The sequence below is a fragment of the Microthrixaceae bacterium genome (genome assembly GCA_016702505.1).
Taxonomy (GTDB): Bacteria; Actinomycetota; Acidimicrobiia; order Acidimicrobiales; family Iamiaceae; genus Aquihabitans.
The window spans coordinates 291,536-309,748 of the sequence record JADJDU010000001.1; the positions used below are offsets into that span (position 1 = coordinate 291,536).

Annotated in this window: 16 protein-coding genes and 2 pseudogenes; 9 read left to right on the plus strand and 9 right to left on the minus strand. The window is 66.0% G+C overall.

The features are described from left to right. Nucleotides 1-190 precede the first annotated feature (190 nt). Together IPG97_01345 and IPG97_01350 are read left to right on the plus strand one after the other, a co-directional pair. Nucleotides 191-799 (plus strand): DUF559 domain-containing protein, encoded by a 609-nt coding sequence (locus IPG97_01345; GenBank protein ID MBK6855234.1) that lies wholly within the window; start codon nt 191-193, stop codon nt 797-799. Between the two features lie 189 nt (nt 800-988). Further along, nucleotides 989-2,521 (plus strand): AMP-binding protein, encoded by a 1,533-nt coding sequence (locus IPG97_01350; protein MBK6855235.1) that lies wholly within the window; start codon nt 989-991, stop codon nt 2,519-2,521. A gap of 229 nt (nt 2,522-2,750) precedes the next feature. Here IPG97_01350 and IPG97_01355 read toward each other — a convergent pair whose 3' ends face one another. From IPG97_01355 to IPG97_01380, 6 genes and pseudogenes are all read right to left on the minus strand, one after another. After that, nucleotides 2,751-3,596, minus strand: coding sequence for a hypothetical protein (locus tag IPG97_01355; protein MBK6855236.1), 846 nt, complete (start codon nt 3,594-3,596; stop codon nt 2,751-2,753). Beyond that, complete coding sequence (locus IPG97_01360) at nt 3,593-4,516, minus strand: ABC transporter ATP-binding protein (GenBank protein ID MBK6855237.1); 924 nt, start codon at nt 4,514-4,516, stop codon at nt 3,593-3,595. Before IPG97_01360 ends, IPG97_01355 begins: the two co-directional genes overlap by 4 nt. After that, complete coding sequence (locus IPG97_01365; protein ID MBK6855238.1) at nt 4,513-5,403, minus strand: ABC transporter permease subunit; 891 nt, start codon at nt 5,401-5,403, stop codon at nt 4,513-4,515. The genes IPG97_01360 and IPG97_01365 overlap by 4 nt, the downstream gene beginning before the upstream one ends. Before the next feature lie 33 nt (nt 5,404-5,436). Further along, complete coding sequence (locus IPG97_01370; GenBank protein ID MBK6855239.1) at nt 5,437-5,991, minus strand: hypothetical protein; 555 nt, start codon at nt 5,989-5,991, stop codon at nt 5,437-5,439. 49 nt (nt 5,992-6,040) lie between these two features. Next, nucleotides 6,041-6,742 (minus strand): annotated as a pseudogene (locus IPG97_01375) (ABC transporter ATP-binding protein). Between the two features lie 52 nt (nt 6,743-6,794). Further along, nucleotides 6,795-7,733: a GerMN domain-containing protein gene (locus tag IPG97_01380; protein ID MBK6855240.1), complete on the minus strand. Its 939-nt coding sequence runs from the start codon at nt 7,731-7,733 to the stop codon at nt 6,795-6,797. 96 nt (nt 7,734-7,829) lie between these two features. Here IPG97_01380 and ilvD point away from each other — a divergent pair, with 96 nt between their 5' ends. Then, nucleotides 7,830-9,680: a dihydroxy-acid dehydratase gene (gene ilvD, locus IPG97_01385; protein ID MBK6855241.1), complete on the plus strand. Its 1,851-nt coding sequence runs from the start codon at nt 7,830-7,832 to the stop codon at nt 9,678-9,680. 102 nt (nt 9,681-9,782) lie between these two features. Here the strand turns inward: ilvD and IPG97_01390 are convergent, their stop codons facing one another. Further along, nucleotides 9,783-11,000: a DUF2142 domain-containing protein gene (locus tag IPG97_01390; protein ID MBK6855242.1), complete on the minus strand. Its 1,218-nt coding sequence runs from the start codon at nt 10,998-11,000 to the stop codon at nt 9,783-9,785. A 20-nt stretch (nt 11,001-11,020) separates the two neighbouring features. After that, complete coding sequence (locus tag IPG97_01395; protein MBK6855243.1) at nt 11,021-11,293, minus strand: DUF2142 domain-containing protein; 273 nt, start codon at nt 11,291-11,293, stop codon at nt 11,021-11,023. A 354-nt stretch (nt 11,294-11,647) separates the two neighbouring features. On the opposite strand from IPG97_01395, the gene IPG97_01400 reads away from it, so the two are divergent. Then, complete coding sequence (locus tag IPG97_01400) at nt 11,648-12,184, plus strand: hypothetical protein (protein ID MBK6855244.1); 537 nt, start codon at nt 11,648-11,650, stop codon at nt 12,182-12,184. A gap of 183 nt (nt 12,185-12,367) precedes the next feature. Here the strand turns inward: IPG97_01400 and IPG97_01405 are convergent, their stop codons facing one another. Then, nucleotides 12,368-12,832, minus strand: a complete 465-nt coding sequence (locus IPG97_01405) for a transposase (GenBank protein ID MBK6855245.1) — start codon at nt 12,830-12,832, stop codon at nt 12,368-12,370. Here IPG97_01405 and IPG97_01410 point away from each other — a divergent pair. The 5 genes and pseudogenes from IPG97_01410 to ilvN all read left to right on the plus strand — a co-directional run bounded on the left by IPG97_01410 (nt 12,788) and on the right by ilvN (nt 18,086). Next, the gene (locus IPG97_01410; protein ID MBK6855246.1) at nt 12,788-13,009 is read left to right on the plus strand and encodes a hypothetical protein; all 222 of its coding nucleotides are present in this window, start codon (nt 12,788-12,790) and stop codon (nt 13,007-13,009) included. The two genes, IPG97_01405 and IPG97_01410, sit on opposite strands and share 45 nt — an antisense overlap. 7 nt (nt 13,010-13,016) lie before the next feature. After that, nucleotides 13,017-14,018 carry an IS3 family transposase gene (locus IPG97_01415; GenBank protein MBK6855247.1) on the plus strand — a complete coding sequence of 334 codons (1,002 nt, stop codon included), beginning with the start codon at nt 13,017-13,019 and terminating at the stop codon, nt 14,016-14,018. Nucleotides 14,019-14,617: 599 nt separating this feature from the next. Continuing rightward, nucleotides 14,618-15,208 (plus strand): hypothetical protein, encoded by a 591-nt coding sequence (locus IPG97_01420; GenBank protein ID MBK6855248.1) that lies wholly within the window; start codon nt 14,618-14,620, stop codon nt 15,206-15,208. A gap of 564 nt (nt 15,209-15,772) precedes the next feature. Further along, nucleotides 15,773-17,550: pseudogene (locus IPG97_01425) on the plus strand (acetolactate synthase large subunit). Further along, nucleotides 17,547-18,086: an acetolactate synthase small subunit gene (gene ilvN / locus IPG97_01430; protein ID MBK6855249.1), complete on the plus strand. Its 540-nt coding sequence runs from the start codon at nt 17,547-17,549 to the stop codon at nt 18,084-18,086. The pseudogene IPG97_01425 and the gene ilvN overlap by 4 nt, the downstream one beginning before the upstream one ends. Nucleotides 18,087-18,213: the final 127 nt, after the last annotated feature.

Here is an 18,213-nt window from a genome sequence, read left to right on the forward strand (position 1 = left end):
GCGGCAGACGTTGGTCGTGGCCGGAGCACCGTCGGACCCACTTCAGCGCGTTGCCATCGCATGTTTCGACACCGGTGGGTACGCCTCTCACCGCACGGCGGCCTGGTTGCATTCGATCCGAGGTTTCCAGGCTCCGCGTGTACCCGAAGTGAGTGTGGGGCGGCATAGCTACTCATACGACAACCCACAGGTGAACCTTCACACAAGCACCAACCTCACCGAGGATGACCTGGTCACGGTGGCCGGTATTCCATGCATGTCGGTGGCTCGAACGCTCTTCTCCCTGGCGTCGCTGGTGCCCATCATCAGTGTCGCTCGCGTGAAGGGTGCGGTCGACGACGCCGTCGCGGCACGTCTGGCCCATGACCCTTGGTTGTGGGCGCGGTTGGAGGCCATCCGGTGCCGGGGACGAAACGGGGTTCGTGTCTTTGAACAGGTCCTTGTGGAACGGTCCGGTGGTGCGGTGACCGAGAGTTGGCTGGAGCGGGAGACCCTTCGAGTCCTGGCGAATGCTGGTCTGCCCGCCCCGATCTGCCAGGCCCGGATCGCACCCAAGGGTGCCTTTGTCGCCCGCGTCGACTTTCTGTATCCGGACCATCTGGTGGTCATCGAGGTGAATGGCCATGCGTGGCACAGCACCCGGGATCAGGTGGCGGCGGACGCTGCGCGAAGGCGTCAGTTGGTACTCGCCGGGTATCTGGTCCTCGACTTCACCTACGACGACATCGTGAGTAGTCCGCAGTTGGTGGTGACTCAGGTACGGGCTGCGCTGGTTGCCCGGGCCAGAAATGCTGCGTGACTTCTCTCCTCCCTCTGTGTCTCAACGTGGGTGCCGATTCTGGGGCAAGAAGTGGCTGATTGTTGACCACGGATTGCCCCAGAACGGTGGGTGTGGGTGGACCGCTTGGATACTGGGCAAGAGTCGGCGCCATGGCCGCCGCTTCTTGCGCCAGAACGGGGATGGCGATGGGGTTGTACGGTCCGGGCCATGAAGGTTGCTCTCACCGTTCGTGACTTCTTGGACCGGGCCGAGACCGTCTACCCCGACCGGGTGGCGGTGGTCGACGAACCCGACCAGCCAGCGTCTTCGCTGGGATCGCTCACCTACCGACAGTTGGCGGCGCGGGCCCGAGCCCAAGCTGCGGGGCTGGACCGAATGGGTATCGGGCGGAGGGAACGGGTGGCGGTCGTGTCCCACAATGCCGGTCGCCTGCTGTCGGGGTTCTGGGGCGTGTCGGGCTGGGGGCGGATCTACGTGCCCATCAACTTCCGTCTGGCCCAAGATGAGATCGCCTACATCGTCGAGCACTGCGGGGCCTCGGTCCTGTTGTATGACCCCGAGGTGGCCGACACCGTCGAGGGAATCGAGGCGGCCCACCGGGCCGAGCTCGGTTCGCCCGAAGCCGATGCCATGTTCGACTGGGACAACGAGCCCCGCCCTTGGGAACCTGACGAGGACGTCACCGCCACCATCAACTACACCTCGGGGACCACCGCCCGCCCCAAGGGGGTGCAACAGACCCACCGCAGCCTGTGGGTCAACGCCACCACCTTCGGGTGGCAGGCCGGTGTGAACGATCGAGACGTCTACCTGCACACGCTCCCGATGTTCCACTGCAACGGGTGGGGGATGCCCTACGCCAACGCCGGGATGGGTGCCACCCAGGTGGTGTTGCGCAAGGTCGACGGGTCGGAGATCTTGCGCCGCGTCGACCAGCATGGTGTGACCCTGTTGTGCGGTGCGCCAGCGGTGGTGAACATGGTGCTCGATGCTGCCGCCGGGCTCGACGAGGTGCCCGGTCGGGGGCGGACCCGCATCGTGGTGGCGGGAGCCCCGCCGCCCACCCGAACCATCGAGCGGGTGGAGACCGAGCTGGGCTGGGAGTTCATCCAGATCTACGGGCTCACCGAGACCGCCCCGCTGTTGACCATGAACCGGGCCCGGGCCGAGTGGGATGATCTCTCGCCCGAGGCGAGGGCCAGGAACTTGAGCCGGGCCGGTGCTCCCGCGCTGGGGGTGCGCATGGCTGTGTCCGGACAGGGAGAGGTCAAGGCCCGTTCCAACGTGGTCATGGAGGGCTATTGGGATCAGCCCGACGCCACCGCGGATGCCATCGTCGACGGTTGGTTCCACACCGGCGACGGCGGCGCAATCGACGACGACGGATACGTGGTCATCTCGGACCGCAAGAAGGACGTGATCATCACCGGCGGCGAGAACGTGTCGTCGATCGAGGTGGAAGACGCCCTGTTCAGCCATCCGGCCGTGGCCGAGGTGGCGGTGATCGGGGTGCCAGACGAGAAGTGGGGTGAGCTGGTGCTCGGCCTGGTGGTCCTGGCCCCCGGCCAGGAGGTCTCCGAGGACGAGTTGCGGGACTACTGCCGGTCTCGGCTGGCCGGCTACAAGATCCCCAAGCGGATCGAGTTCCGCGCTGTCCTGGCCCGTACCGCCACCGGCAAGCTCCAGAAGTTCAAGCTGCGCGAGGACTACTGGGGTGACAAGGAACGCCAGGTCAACTGACGTACGGGGTCGAGGGGAACCGGGCCATCATGACCGGTAAGCGGGTCGAACATGGTTCCCGCCAGAGGATCGTGCCGCGGTCAGAGTCGTCGGCGCCGGCTTGTCCTTTCAGCTTCGCGCCCGGTCCTGAGCCGAGCGGCCAGCGCCTGACGGCCAGCGCCTGAGGGTCAGCGCCTGAGGGTCAGCGCCTGAGGGTCAGCGCCTGAGGGTCAGCGCCTGAGGGTCAGCGCTAGGGGACGTCGGTGTGGGCCAGGCGGCGGCTGGCGTAGGCGAGGGCCGCGACGCCCACCACCAGCGGCATGGTGATGCCGCTGGCCAGGTTGAAGATCCCGATCTTGCTGGGGTGGTGAGCGACCTGGGCCACTATGGACAGCAGGTAGGAGCGCATGGCCAGGCGCCCAGCCGTGCTGCCGGCTCCGGCCACGAACCCTTCCCACAACAAGATGTAGGCCAGGCCCCATGGCAGGGCTCGACGGAAGCGGATTCCGGCCATGACCGCCAGCGCCGAATAGGCAGGAATTCCCACGGCCAGGGCGAGGATGGTGGCGGCCATGATGTCGGGGTGGGTGTCCAACAGTGCGGTACCGGCCACCACGGGCAGGCCGACCAGCGGCACGAGGATGGTCATTGTCGCCGCCCACGCCGCCACCACCGGCAGGCGGGTGGAGATGGGGCGCAGCCACACGTAGACCAGCGACCCGTCGTCGATCAGGTCTCCAATTGACCCGGCACCGAACACCAGGGCCGCCACCGGCAGGAGCGTGGTGAGGTTGGCCACAGCGAACGACGCCGCCGCCTCGAAGGAGTCGGTCGGTCCGGCGGCGCTGGCTATGACCGCGCCGAGCAAGCTGAGCCCGCTGAGCGCTCCGATGGCTAGGAGCCGGCCTCGGGTGGCAGTGGTGCGAAGGAACAACCGGTACAGCGCCGCAAACACCGGTACCGGCGCCGGCAGTGGAGTGGCGGAACCTAGGTCCGGGGCCGGCAGTTGGGCGACCGGATTGCTGGGCGGGGGCGGTTGCGGGGGCGCTGGGGGGGAAGCGAAGTTCTGGGGCGCTGGGGTGTCGGGATGGGTCATGGCTGCACCAGGTACTTGAAGACGCTCTCGAGGTCGTCGTCCAACGGGGCGACCTCCCACAGCTGGGCATCGAGGCTGTGGGCGATGGCGGCCACCGACCGGCGGAAGGTGGGTGCGTCGGTGGTGTCGACCAGCACGGCTGGCTCTCGCCCGGCTCGGGCTGGCATGACCGAAGCGGCCTGGACCCCGGCATGGAGCAGTAGCGATGCCGCCACTTCCCGGGGTTTGTCGGTGCGGACGCGGATCCGGTGAGGGCGGTCGTCCATGAGGTCTCGGATGGCCCGATAGTCGCCGGTGGCGGCCAGCCGCCCCTGGGCGATGACGAGGACCCGTGACCCGAACCGTTCGACCTCTTCGAGCACGTGGCTGGACACCAGCACGCACCGTCCTTGTTCGCCCAACAGTGCGAACAGTTCGATCAGGTGACGGCGCTGACGTGGGTCGAGCCCGGTGAGGGGCTCGTCCAGCACCATCACTGCTGGATCGTTGACCAGCGCCTGGGCCACCTTGACCCGCTGCTTCATGCCTTTGGAGTACGTGGTGACGGGCCGTTTGTCGTCGGCGTCCATCTCGACCACGGCCAGGCAGCGGCGGGCGGTCCCGTCGGGGTCTTGGATCCCGTTGAGGACCCCGGCCAGCCGGACCAGATCGAGCGCCCCCATCCGTTCGAACACCGCCTCCTGCTGGGGGACGATGCTGATCCGTCGGCGCACCGCCATGTCGGTGCGGGGGTCTCCACCCAGAACCTTCACCGTGCCGCGGTTGGGGGGACTGAGCCCGCACAGCATCCGCAGCAGCGTCGACTTGCCGGCGCCGTTGGGTCCGAGAAGGGCGGTGACCCCGGCTCCGATCGAGAACGACACGTCAGATACGGCGACCACGTCGCCGAACCAGCGTGAGACGCCGACCACCTCGATCATCGGGTCACCGGCAGGGAGTGGATGCGCCAGCGGGCTACAGCGAAGCCGGCCACCGTCCAGGCGAGCCAGGCTCCGTAGACGGCGGCATCGGAAACGTCCAGGGAGTCGATGACGAGGTCGTTGTGGACTCTCGGCCCGATGTCGAGGCTGAGCGTCAGCACCGAACCGATGAGTGGTAGGTCGCTGTTGGAAGCTTCGGAGAAGATCCCGGCGATCATGACCGACACCAACAACAACAAGATGATCCCGGCGGTGGCGATGCTCTTGCGGTCGGTGAGGCTGGCCACGCCCATGGTGACTCCGGTGAAGAGCAGGGTGATCATCAGCCCGGCCACCAGCACCCGCAAGAGAGTGGTGAGGATGTCACCGAGCCCGGTCGGTCCCTGGTTCTGCAAGACGTTGGCCACCAGCATCAGCAGCGGTGGACCGATGCACACCAGAGACAGGGTGGCCGCCACCGCCAGAGCCTTGGCCACCAGGTAGGTGTCCCGGTTGAGGGGTGAGGCCAGGTAGATGCCGAGCATGCCGCTGCGCCGGTCGGTGCAGAGCATCTCGGGAGCGGCGAAGGCCACGAACAAGACGATGGCGCTGATCACGTAGCCGTAGTACGCCCCGTAGGTGGGGAGCACGAGGTCGGTGATGCTCTCGGCCGGCACCAGGGCCACGATGCCCACGAACACCACCGCCGGTATGTAGGCGATGAACGCGGTGAGGGTGGGGGGAACCTTGGCCCAGATGGGGCGCCGCATTCCCAGGCCTCGCTGGATGCTGTGGCGCATCACTGACCAGATCGCACCGCCGACTCCGGTGCGATCGTTGTCGTAGCGCCGGTAGCCGCGGTCGATGATTCGGGCTTCGGCACCATCGAACACGTCGGGCCCGCTCATGGCGTGTCCCCATTGTTAGGCCGCGACGAGTCGTCATCCAGATGGTGGTGCATGGACGGTGCCGGCCCTGGGGCCGTGGGGGCCGTGGGGGCTGGCGGTGGCGGCGGTGGTGGAGGTGGCGCGGCGTTGGTCGGCATCGATGTCCGGTGGCGCTGGCGCTGGCGCTGGCGCTGGCGCTGGCGGTGGTGGCGGTGGTGGCGGTGGTACGGGTGGCGTCGGCGACGGGTTCGATGACGCCACCGGGGCTACCGCGGTGGTCGCCGGTGCGGGCGAGTGTGGCGGGGCCGGAGTCGGGGCCGGAGTCGGGGCCGGGGGAGTGGCGGGTTGGCCGGTACCGGCTCGGCGGGGGTCCAGCGACGGGTCGATTCCGGCGCCGACCCCGAGGAACACCTCTTCGAGCGACACGGTGCGTCGGCCCAGCCGCCTGATCCCCGCTCCCGTGGATGCCACCGCGTCGCGAACGGTGGTGAACAGGCCTTCGGGGCCGGTCACCAGGTACTGGCGGCCATGTACGCGGATCTCGGCTCCGGTGGCGTGGATGGCGGTGAGAGCGGCTTCGACCGCGGCGGGGGCCCCGTCGAACTCCAACGTGAGGCCTTCGCCTTCCCCGGAGCTCGTCGAGGGTGCCGGCTGCGGCGACGGTGCCTCCAGCCAGGATCACCGCCGAGTCACAGATGCGCTCCACCTCTTCCAGGAGGTGCGAAGACAACAAGACGGTGATGCCGAACTCGTGCCCGACTCGATGGATCAGTTCCAACATGGCGTCTCGTTGCACCGGGTCGAGGCCGTCGGTGGGCTCGTCGAGCACCATCAGGTGGGGGTCGTGGGCCAGGGCCTGGGCCAGCTTGATCCGCTGGCGTTGGCCGGTGGACATGGTGCCGACGGGGCGGCCACGTTCTTCACCCAGCCCGACCTGCCACAGCGCGTCGCTGGCCCGGTTGGTGGCCTCTTGACGGGGTAGACCGTGGACCTCGGCGACGTGGCGGACCAGGTCGACGGCCCGCACATCGGGCGGGAGAAGGTGGTGTTCGGGGCTGTAGCCGAGCCGAGCTCGGATCTCGGGGCCGGCGGTGGTGGGGTCCAAGCCGAAGACTCGGATGCTTCCACCGTCGGGCGGGGTGAGGCCCAGGATCATGCCGATGAGGGTGGTCTTGCCCGCCCCGTTTGCTCCCAGCAGCCCGGTCACACCGGGGCGAACCGTGAACGACGCCCCACCCAGTACCGGGGTGTTGCCCCACCGCTTCACCACGTCGACGATCTCGATCACTGCCTCTCCCGGACCGGGTCGGGTCGCCACCGGGGAGGCGGCGGGTGAGGGCAACGTCGGAACCTGGGTCATGTGGGGTGGTGGTCGCCTTTGGTGTGTGGTCGGGAGAGGTGATCCCAGGTGGTCAGCCGACCGTGAGCGGAATCTCGACCTCGTTGATGCGGCTGCCGTCCTTGGCGCTGGACTCGAACAATACGAGGGTCACGTCGCCGGTGGTGTCACCGAGGTCGATCTCGGTCTCGAAGGTGCCGCGTGTACCGGTGCCCGAGGTGGCGGTGTCGAAGCCGGATGCGACGGTGGTGCCCGCCTCGTCGATCACCTCGTACTCGTAGGTGGCTTCGAAGGTGTTGGACGTCCCCGAGATCGTCAGCGGCGAGGAGACCGTGGCGCCGGGAGCGGGGTGTTCGAGCAGGATGCCCGGGGTCTGGTCTTCGATGTCGGTGCGGTCGAGGTCGCTGGCCGGCACCCCCTCGCCGCCGATGCCGTCGACCTCGTCGCCGTCGATGCGGATGGTGACGGACTCGACGGTGTCGAACTGGGTCAGGGTGGCTACCACCTGGGCTACCCGGAGTTGCATGGAGAGGCTGCCTCCACCGGACTGGAAGTCGCCGCTCAGATCAACGGTGGCCACACCGGCGGCGATGTTCACGCCCAGCACCTCGGTGCCCGCCGGCACGGCGTTGGAGAAGCCGATACCCGATTCGACCTCGTTGGGACCGGCGATCACCGCCTCCAACGCCGCGGCCCCAACTCCTTCGCCGGTGACCGATCGCGACGAGGCGGCCAGGCGTTCGCCTCGCACGAAGTACACCAGCACGTCCTGGCTGGTTGCGGGTTCCGAGGTGGCGGTGGACCCGCCCGTGGTGTCGGTCGATCCGGTGGTGGAGGAAGCGGCCCCGGCCACTGTCGTGGTGGTGGCGGTGTCGTCACCGTCATCGCTGCCGCAGGCACCGAGCGTCACCGACCCCAACACAAGAGCGGCAACGGTGACGCGGCGCCATGACCGAACACGGTTCGTTCCCGACGTCGGCACAACTTGGGGGGAGGCGGAGGGCTTCGACATGGTCCAATCCTTCCCCACCCGCCGTGCCTCCGCCCGTCACCCCCGGATCGAATTTGTCCTGAGGGATGCGGCCGGGTTGGGGCCTACGCTGGACCCATGCCCGAACTGCGGTCCCGCACGTCCACCCACGGCCGGAACATGGCCGGCGCCCGTGCCCTGTGGCGGGCCACCGGCATGACCGACGACGACTTCGGCAAGCCGATCGTGGCCATCGCCAACAGCTACACCCAGTTCGTGCCGGGCCACGTCCACCTCAAGGACATGGGCGACATCGTGGCCGAGGCTGTTCACTCCGCGGGGGGTGTTACCAAGGAGTTCCACACCATCGCCGTGGACGATGGCATCGCCATGGGTCATGGCGGGATGCTCTACAGCCTGCCCAGCCGTGAGGTGATCGCCGACTCGGTCGAGTACATGGTGAACGCTCACTGCGCCGATGCCCTGGTGTGTATCTCCAACTGCGACAAGATCACCCCGGGCATGCTCAACGCCGCCCTGCGCCTGAACATCCCCACCGTGTTCGTGTCGGGTGGGCCGATGGAGGCGGGCAAGGCCGTGGTGGTGAACGGCGTGGCCCACGCGCCCACCGACCTGATAACCGCCATCGCCGCCAGCGCCGCTCACGACGTGACCGACGAGGGCCTGGACGAGGTGGAGCGTTCGGCCTGCCCCACCTGCGGGTCTTGTTCGGGGATGTTCACCGCCAACTCCATGAACTGCCTCACCGAGGCCCTGGGCCTGTCGCTGCCGGGCAACGGGTCGACGCTGGCCACCCACGCCGCTCGTCGTGATCTGTTCGTGGAGGCCGGGCGGATCGTGATGGATCTGGCCCGTCGGTACTACGAGAACGACGACGATTCGGTGCTGCCCCGCAACGTGGCCAGCGTGGCCGCCTTCGAGAACGCCATGGCGCTAGATGTAGCCATGGGTGGTTCCACCAACACCGTGTTGCACATCTTGGCCGCCGCCTACGAGGCCGGTCACGACTTCGGCTTGGACGAGATCGATGCCATCAGCCGCCGGGTGCCGTGCCTGTCCAAGGTGGCGCCCAACTCCGATTTCCACATGGAAGACGTGCATCGCGCCGGCGGTATCCCGGCACTGTTGGGCGAGCTGAACAGGGCGGGCAAGCTCAACACCGAGGTGCACAGCGTCCACTCGCCCGACCTGGAGTCGTGGTTGGACGAGTGGGACGTGCGGGGCGGCAAGGCCAGCGACCGGGCCATCGACCTGTTCCATGCCGCCCCCGGCGGGGTGCGCACCACCGAGGCGTTCAGCACCACCAACCGGTGGAAGCGCCTGGACACCAACGACCAGGTCGGGTGCATCCGTAGCGTTGAGCACGCCTATTCCGCCGACGGTGGTCTGATCATCCTGCGGGGCAACCTGGCCCCCGACGGTTGTGTGATCAAGGCGGCGGGCATCGACGAGGAGCTGTTCACGTTCCGGGGCCCGGCCCGGGTGGTGGAGAGCCAGGAGGCTGCCGTGGACCTGATCCTCAACGAGGAGGTGCGGCCCGGCGATGTCATCGTGGTCCGCTACGAGGGGCCTTCGGGCGGTCCCGGCATGCAGGAGATGCTTTATCCCACCGCCTTCCTCAAGGGCGCCGGTCTGGGCAAGGAGTGCGCCCTGATCACCGACGGTCGCTTCTCGGGCGGTACGTCGGGGTTGTCGATCGGACACGTCTCACCGGAGGCAGCGGTGGGGGGCACCATCGGCCTGGTCGAGGAGGGAGACATGATCTCCATCGACGTCCACGGCCGGTCGATCCTCCTCGATGTGCCCGACGAGGAGTTGGCCGACCGTCGAGCCAAGATGGAATCCAGCGAGAAGCCCTGGCAACCTGTGGACCGCCATCGTCCGGTCAGCCAGGCGCTACGGGCCTACGCCGCCCTAGCCCTCAGCGCCGACCGAGGCGCAGTTAGAGACCTCAGCCGTCTGAGCTGATCTAAGGAGGCGAGCCGGTAGGCGAGCCGACCCATCAGTACGGCATGGCTAAACCGAGGCGAAGCCTCGGTCTGATCACCCAGGTAGCGACGACGACTGGACCTACCCGCGCAGTTCCTGAGCGGTGACGCCGTGCCCGGAGGGGTGGGGTGCCCGTCGTAGCGGAACAACCTGGAGCAGGGTCAGGCCGATGATGATGATGGCGGCCAGGATCATTCCCAGGAACAACAGGTCGGGGTTCAGTGGGCCGTTCCACAGGTCCGGTGAGCGAGGGGCGAACACGGGGCTGGGTTGGCCATGGAGGTTGCGGCTCATCAACTGCTGGTGGGCGACGACCAGGCCCGTCGCCACGGCGGTGGCCGCTACCACGGTGAAGGCAGGTCTGGTTGGTGCCCACCGACCTTGAGCGGGCCGGCGTTCGATGGTCCACGCCGCCAGGATGGGGATTCCGACTCCGAGGGGAAGGCCGTATCGGCCTTGCCATGCGGCCTCGTGGTTGATCAGCACCGCGGCGAGAGGCAGGGTGATCCATCCCGTCACCATCGCCACCATGATCAGCCGTGAACGCCACGTGCCTCGGACCAGCGCGACCACGACGAGTGCCGCCAGGAGTGCGAACCAGGCGACGAGAAGGGGTTTGACCAGGTTCAGCGCCACGATGCCGTGCCAGCTGATCAGAGCGACCTGATCCTCGACCAGTTGGGGGACGGTCGCTGCCACCTCGTTCCAATGGGCTCGGGTGAGGCCTTCTGGTCGGGGTGTGATCATCACCGATGTGAGAGCGCTGGTGGCGATCACGTGGATCACGCTGGCCGCCCACACCAGTGCCGTAACCGCGGCCACCACCCGGGTGGAGCGGTGTGACCAGAGCATTCTCAGCCGGGCCAGGTTCGCGGCTGCGAGTCCCAGAACCACCAGGATGATCATGGTCAGGAGCGGTCCGGTGGGTCGGGACGAGGCCAACACCGAGGCCGCTACCCCCAAACGAATCACCTCGCGTCGTGTGGGCGGGTTGGATCCGAGCACGACCAGCCCGGTGGTCCACACGGCGATGGCGGCGACGAGTTCGGGTCCCTGGGCATTCACGGTCGAGGCCACGAACACCAACGCCGGGGTGAAGGTGAGCAGGGTCGCTCCCGTGACCGTCGAGCCCAGCTTGCGAGCGGACGTCAACGCCGACGCGGCAAGCGCGGCCACCATCGCCACGCTCACCAGACGAGCGGCATAGACCCCGTGGCGGGGCGGAAGGAACCGGGTGGGCAGCCCGACGATGGCGTAGTAGGCGGGCTGATAGGTCCCGACGTAGGTGGTGGTGACCATGTACCGATCTGGATTCTCGGTCAGCCCTGGCGCGCACGTCGTGGCTTGGTTCGCCACCCCTTACCACACTTCACCTGCTCCCACATGGCGCCGTAGCGGTAACCCATCCGGACCCGGACCATGGTGTCGGGCACCTTGCCGATCCACTCGTCCTTCCACACCACCGAGGTCGACAGGTCCCCTCCGGCGACGGCTGCCGCCTTGACCATGTGGGCCGGTTCGTCCGGCCCGCCTGACGGTGGCACCGACAGCGCCCACATCGTCCCGACGAACAGTGCGACGGCGAAGGTCACCCACCAACCAACGCGCTCAGACCCCATAAACCGACGAACCTACCCCCTCGACGTCGGGGTACCCATGGGAGCCGAGGCCACCTTGCCATCGCCGAGTCGGTGACCGCCACCGGGAGCATGTCGACCCAAGCATGGGCGGGTCCGGCGCGTCTGCCCGGTAGTGGCGATATGGCCCAGCCAGCACGTCGAGGAAGAGCCGCCCTGTACGGTCGGTGCCCCCTCCCTTGGCCCCGCCTGGACTGTCGTCTCGGCGAATCCACTAAGGAACGACACGCTCATGCCGATAACTAGCGTTATGACGGGTTCCAGGATTGGTCGGGCTCGCGCGGTGTACTTGAATGGGCCTTCCCTTTGATGCCAAAGAGCCGAAAGTGGTATGTTGTCTTTGTAAAGCTGGTAGCAATTCTGGTGCTCGTCACTGGGCTGGTGCTATTCATGAAGGCTTGGAAAAGGAGCGTGACACCCAGGAAATTGGACAACGCTCGAATGAGCAGCCTGTACGATGAGTCCGTTCGAATCTCTGCCTTGACTGGAGGTGGAGTTAAAGGGGATGTGCGGGTGGACTCTGATGAGTGCCGCCTCTCGGGCAGTATTCCAATCGGTGACCCTGAGGTGGAGACGACCTGGGACGCGCGTCCGATGTCCGGTCGTATTGTTTTGGAGGAGATCTTGAGGAAGCTTGCCACTTTGGGCTATGAACGGTACGAAGGCTTTCCATCTGTGTCCTCGGCGGACTATCCGATCTACTACCTCAGGCAGACCCGCAATGGTCAGTTCAAGATCTTGTTGAGTATCTGGGATGAACCGCCCAACGATATCGTGAGGGGCGCGTGTTTTGGCAGCAAGCCCCTGCTAGTGGACCTGTGCGATTGGGGCGACCCGCTTGACTGAGCCGCGAGTTTGGTTGAGCGTGCTGAGGACGGCCCAATCGGAGGATGTCCCAAGTTCCACGGAACTCGGGAGCATCCTCGCTTGGGGCTTGGACGTTGCCCGTTAACCGGCCCTCAACCTGGCCTTGTGGGGGAGCACAGTGAGGGTCCACCTGTGTAACTATTCAGCCGGCGGCTGGTTTGGTCATGTTGGGTTGGGGATGGTCCAGGGTCCGGTGGTGAGGAGTTGGGTGAGGAGGTCGAGGGCGTGGAGGCCGTGTTTGCGTCCGGTTTCGATGTAGCTGCGGATGGCGGCGAAGGTCTGAACGCCGTCGGGGGTTCGCCAGCCGTAGCTGATCTTTTGGGCAATCTTGGCCATACGGAGATCTCGTTCGGCTTGGTTGTTATCGAAGGGGACGGCGAGGTTCGGGTGTAGGCGAGGATCTCGTGTTGGTGGTCGAAGAACGCGGCGGCGAGGTTGCGGGCGTTGCGGTGGATGCCTTTGGTGATTCGGACTGGGATCCGCGGGTGCTCCTGAGCTTGGAAACGAGTATGGAGCATGGCAACGAAGAGTGGTGTGCGGTCGAAGCCGCCGAAGTATCCCGATGAGCTGCGTGAGCGGGCGGTGTGGATGGTCTTGGAGATCCGCCGTGAGACCGGTGTGTCTCATGGTGTGATCGCCCGGGTCGCTCGTGAGCTTGGTGTTGGAGCGCAGTCCTTGAGTGGCTGGGTCAGTCGCGCTGACATCGATTCGGGGAATCGGCCGGGCCGATCGAGCGCCGATGCGCAGCGGATCTCCGAGCTGAACGCGAGGTCAAGGAGCTTCGCAGGGCGAATGACATTCTGAAAGCCGCATCGGTTTTCTTCGCGACCGAGCTCGACGGTCGCCCGAGGAGGTAGGGCCGCTGACCTCAGATGAGGTCGCTGCGGTTGTTGAGTTCATCGACGCCCACCGGACCCGTGAGTCCGGTGGGCTGAGATGGGGGATCGAGCCGATCTGTGAAGCGTTGGAGATCGCCCCCACCACCTACTGGTCCGCCAAGACCCGCAAGCCCTGTGTCCGCAAGATCCGCGACGCTGAGATGGGCCCGAAGGTCCGGGCGATCTGGGAGAAGAACTACTCGGTCTACGGGCGTCGCAAGATGGCCGTCGCGGTTCGTAAGGCCGGTCTCGACCTGGGTCGTGACCAGGTCGCCCGCCTGATGAAAGCTGAGGGCATCAGTGGTGCCAGTCGAGCGAAGCGCCGATTCACCACCCACGCCGATCCAGCCGCGACCCGAGCCCCGGACCTGGTGAGGCGGAACTTCACCGCCACCGCCCCAGATCAGTTGTGGGTAGCCGATTTCACGTACTGCTCGACATGGTCTGGGATCGTGTACATGGCGTTCGTTGTCGACGCGTTCTCCCGGCGCATCGTCGGCTGGAAAGCCGCCCGCACCATGCACGCCGACCTTGTCGTGGACGCGTTGAACATGGCCGCCTGGACAAGGCGGGGCACCGACCTCGCCGGGCTGATCTGCCACAACGACGCCGGCTCCCAGTACACATCCATCGCCTACACCGACCGCATCGACGAGATCGGCGCGACGCCCTCCATCGGCACCGTTGGGGACAGTTTCGATAATGCAATGGCTGAATCGGTGAACGCCCTCTACAAGACCGAACTGCACCGCAGCCCTGCCGTGCTCGCCGCCAACGGCGGCCACTGGAAAGGACTCGACGACCTCGAGCTCGCCACCTGCGGGTGGGTCGCCTGGTTCAACGAGGACCGCATCCACGGCGAACTCGACGACCGCTCTCCAGCCGAGGCCGAAGCCGCCCACTACCGTGACCTCGAACAGGCTGATGCGGCCTGACAAATCAAACCCACCGAGCACCCGTCAAACCCAGTCCGAATCAGTCGTGGCGTGCACGGGAACCCCCTGTTCACGGGATGGATTCGACACCCGCATCGTGGCCGGGGAACCCGCGCACGTCACGCACCCCGTCCGCCTGTCCCGACCCCGTGCACGCACAACGATCTCAGCCGACCCGGGCCCTCAACCCACCCACACAAGGGTCAGGAGCGCCAGAAAAGTGGGAGAAACTGGATAAGCATATCAACCGTGACAAGCACGCCGCTGCCGATCGCGGCGGTACTCACGGTATACGATTTCGTACACGAGACTTGTTCATGTATGGAATGAAATGGTTGACAGATAACGGCGGGCGAAATTGGGATACCCACCAGGTACAGTACAAGTCGTCCCAGAAAGCAATCAGGAGTCTGAAGAACTATGTGAATAGCTCCAAGAAATGGCTGCGGTCCAAGGGGCCCTGGTGACGTAATCCTTCTAGCTCAAGCCAAGTATTGGCTCGGGCAGTCGGCGCCGACGCCGGAAGAGGCACTCCAGGCAGCTTTTGGAAAACATTGGTACCAGGACATTCCCTGGGGTGATATCGCGGAGGGCGCAGCATGGACCGCGGCGGCTGCAGCCGCAGCAGCAGCCTCTGCCATGTCGGGCGGGTTAGTGCAGGCGTGAGCGGCCATTCACCCGAGCATCTCGAACTCCTCCGTGATGTATTGGCTTCCTGGCGTCCCAAAGTGGAGGATCCGGTTCTCGAAAATGTTGATCTATCTGTATATTCAACTGATGAACTGAAGATCGTGTTTCGCCGTCCTCTGAATGAATTTATAGGGGCAATCCTCGCGTGGCTTGCACCGGAGAGGGGCGATGGGGACCAGTTGTTACCTGTTTCTGAGGCGTCTTCGCTCCTGCATGAGGCCATCACAAATGCCTTCCTCCACGATGTCGACTATGAGAAGAATTGTCTGGCGTGGGAGTGGTTACTGTTCTTCGTCAATCATGCCTATGGGTTGGAGGCACAGTTGGAATGCCTTGATGAGCTTTGCACTCTTGCTACATCAGACGAAGAGTTGCAGCATTATGCGGACTCGTTGGGGGGAACCATCGCGTCGTCCGGAGGTAAGGATCGACTCATTGATCTCGGGAATCGGCGACCGTTGGTAGGGCGGGCCCTCTATCTGGACGCGACTAACCCCTGAGGCTGGGTAGCTCGCCTGGAGGCTCGCCTGCGCGGAGCCCGGCGGGTTCCAGCAGTCAGTGCGCGACTACCTGTTCAGCGATGAGTCTGTCCGATTCTGTATCGGAACAGTGGCGGTTGTTAGTTGGCATAGAAGCGGCCGGTGGCGCGGTCTCAGGTCTCTGTTTGGATTGGCGAGCAGTTGACCCGCGGTTCCTGATGGCAGGTGATGACAAAGGACGTAAAGCCGCGGATTAGGAAACGGAGCCGGCGCCCAGCCAGCCGGACCCATGTCCGGTGAGCGCCGACAAGCGTGGCGCTCTCGAGGTGGGTGAGGCACGTCGTTCGCTTGCCAGGGGGAGGGTGGGGGGGCATACTGGCGGGGATGACGTTCTCGACCCGACTTGTAGTACGCCCGTAGCGCACGTCGTCTTTCCCACCTCGTGCGCCCCTCGACCTCCCCAACGGGAGGTCGTCGCAGTTTTCGGGGCCGGATGCGGACCCGCCAGACTGCAACCGGGGCTACGCACCAGCGACACACCCGACACCAGCCCTAACCAGCTCCAAACCTTTCCCGGAGAACCTGATGCAGCTCAACGGAGGCCAGGCCCTGATCAAGTCCCTCGAGATGGAGGGAGTCGAGGTGATCTTCGGGTTGCCCGGCGGGGCCATCTTGCCGGTGTACGACCCGATCATCGACTCGCCGATCCGCCACATCCTGGTGCGCCACGAACAAGGCGCCGGCCACATGGCTGAGGGCTACGCCCACGCCACCGGCAAGCCGGGCGTGGCGATGGTGACCAGTGGGCCGGGGGCCACCAACATCGTCACCCCGTTGGCCGATGCCTTCATGGACTCGGTTCCCATGGTGTGCATCACCGGCCAGGTGCCCACCGTGGCCATCGGTACCGATGCCTTCCAAGAGGCCGACATCACCGGCATCACCCAGTCGGTGACCAAGCACAACTTCTTGGTCACCACCGCTCAGGACATCCCCCGCACCATCCGCGAGGCGTTCCACATCGCCACCACCGGCCGGCCCGGTCCGGTGCTGGTCGACATCCCCAAGGACATCGTCGACCCCACCAACCCCGCTCGGCCATGGAGTGGTACTGGCCGACCGACGAGGAGGTGGTCGCCGGTCTGCCTGGCTACAAGCCCACCACCACCGGTCACCCCCGCAAGATCAAAGAGGCGGCCGAGCTGATCCTGGCCTCGCAGCGGCCCGTCATCTACGCCGGTGGTGGCATCCTCAAGGCGCGGGCCGCCGAAGCGCTACGTGAGCTGGCCGAACTGCTGGACCTGCCGGTTGTCACCACGCTGATGGCCCGCGGCGCCTTCCCCGATGACCACCGCCTGTGCCTGGGGATGCCCGGCATGCACGGCAACTACACCGCCATCATGTCCATGCAGGAGGCGGACCTGCTCGTCGCCCTGGGCAGTCGTTTCGACGACCGGGTCACCGGCAAGGTGGCGGGCTTCGCGCCTGACGCCAAGATCATCCACGCCGACATCGACCCGGCCGAGCTGGGCAAGGTCCGCACCCCCGACGTGCCGATCGTGGGGGACTGCAACAAGGTCATCGTCGAGTTGGTGGCCGCCATCAAGTCGCTGCTCGAGGCTGACGCCACCAAGCCCGACATCACCTCGTGGTGGGCCACCCTGACCGGCTGGCAGGAGCGCTACCCGCTCACCTACGAACCCCAACAAGAAGGTGAGGGCCTCAAGCCCCAGATGGTGTTGGAGGCCCTGCGCGACGCCGCCCCCGAGGACTGCATCGTGGCCAGCGGCGTCGGCCAGCACCAGATGTGGGCCAGCCAGTACTGGACGTTCCGCCACCCCTACACCTGGGTCAACTCCGGTGGGCTCGGCACCATGGGGTTCTCGGTGCCCGCTGCCATCGGCGCCAAGGTCGGCCGCCCCGACCGCATGGTGTGGGCCATCGACGGTGACGGCTGCTTCCAGATGACCGCCCAAGAGCTGGTCACCGCGGCAGCCGAACGGATCCCGGTCAAGATCGCCATCCTCAACAACGCCTACCTGGGCATGGTCCGCCAATGGCAGGAGATGTTCTACGAGGAGCGCTACTCCGAGGTCTACCTGTCACCGGATCTGCCCGACTACGTGAAGTGGGCCGAGGCCATGGGCTGTGTGGCCTTCCGGGTCGAACACCCCGACGAGGTCCTGCCCACCATCGAGAAGGCCAACGCCATCGACGACCGTCCGGTGGTCATCGAGTTCCGTACCGAGTGGTCCGAGAAGGTGTTTCCGATGGTGCCCGCCGGCAAGTCCAACTCGGAGGTCAAGGTGCCGCCGTTCCAAGAGGATCCGGCCGGCGCATCCAACCAGGAGGAGGCCAAGTGAGCGAGGTCCGTCACCACACCCTGTCGGTCCTGGTCGAGAACCGGGCTGGCGTGTTGGCCCGGGTGGTCAACCTGTTCTCCCGCCGGGCCTACAACATCTATTCCCTGGCGGTGGCCCCCACAGACGACGAGCGCTTCAGCCGCATAACCATCGTGGTCGACGTCGAATCGGCCCCGTTGGAGCAGATCGTCAAGCAGCTCAACAAGCTCATCAACGTGGTCAAGATCACCGAGCTCGACCCCCGCCACGCCGTGGAGCGCGAGCTCCTGCTGGCCACTGTCCATGCCTCGGTGGCCGAACGTCCCCAGGTGGCCGAGGTCACCCGCATCTTCGAGGGCAAGATCGTGGCCGTCAGCAACGAGGCCCTCACGGTGTCGCTGGAAGGGCATCCTTCCAAGATCGACGACTTCGAGGAGCTGCTGCGCCCGTTCGGGATCGTGCAGCTCCAACGCACCGGCCGCGTCGCCCTGCCCAAGCTGGACCGCGAACCGGCCCGGCTCCACGCCGTGTCGGGCATCAAGCCCAAGGTCTCCTGACCAAACTCCTTTCGCCGGCGCTCCCCCGTGGGGTGGCGTCGGCGGTCACCTACGAACAGAGGCCCGGCCCATCTGGCCCCCAAGGCCTTCGACCACCTAGAAACAATCCCCTAGAACGCCCGGTCGG

Coding starts and splice junctions, on each gene's coding strand:
- IPG97_01350 (MBK6855235.1), top strand. CDS start 989: ATGAAGGTTGCTCTCACCGTTCGTGACTTCTTGGACCGGGCCGAGACC.
- IPG97_01355 (MBK6855236.1), bottom strand. CDS start 3,596: ATGACCCATCCCGACACCCCAGCGCCCCAGAACTTCGCTTCCCCCCCA.
- IPG97_01360 (MBK6855237.1), bottom strand. CDS start 4,516: ATGATCGAGGTGGTCGGCGTCTCACGCTGGTTCGGCGACGTGGTCGCC.
- IPG97_01365 (MBK6855238.1), bottom strand. CDS start 5,403: ATGAGCGGGCCCGACGTGTTCGATGGTGCCGAAGCCCGAATCATCGAC.
- IPG97_01380 (MBK6855240.1), bottom strand. CDS start 7,733: ATGTCGAAGCCCTCCGCCTCCCCCCAAGTTGTGCCGACGTCGGGAACG.
- ilvD (MBK6855241.1), top strand. CDS start 7,830: ATGCCCGAACTGCGGTCCCGCACGTCCACCCACGGCCGGAACATGGCC.
- IPG97_01390 (MBK6855242.1), bottom strand. CDS start 11,000: ATGGTCACCACCACCTACGTCGGGACCTATCAGCCCGCCTACTACGCC.
- IPG97_01400 (MBK6855244.1), top strand. CDS start 11,648: ATGCCAAAGAGCCGAAAGTGGTATGTTGTCTTTGTAAAGCTGGTAGCA.
- IPG97_01405 (MBK6855245.1), bottom strand. CDS start 12,832: ATGAGACACACCGGTCTCACGGCGGATCTCCAAGACCATCCACACCGC.
- IPG97_01420 (MBK6855248.1), top strand. CDS start 14,618: ATGGACCGCGGCGGCTGCAGCCGCAGCAGCAGCCTCTGCCATGTCGGG.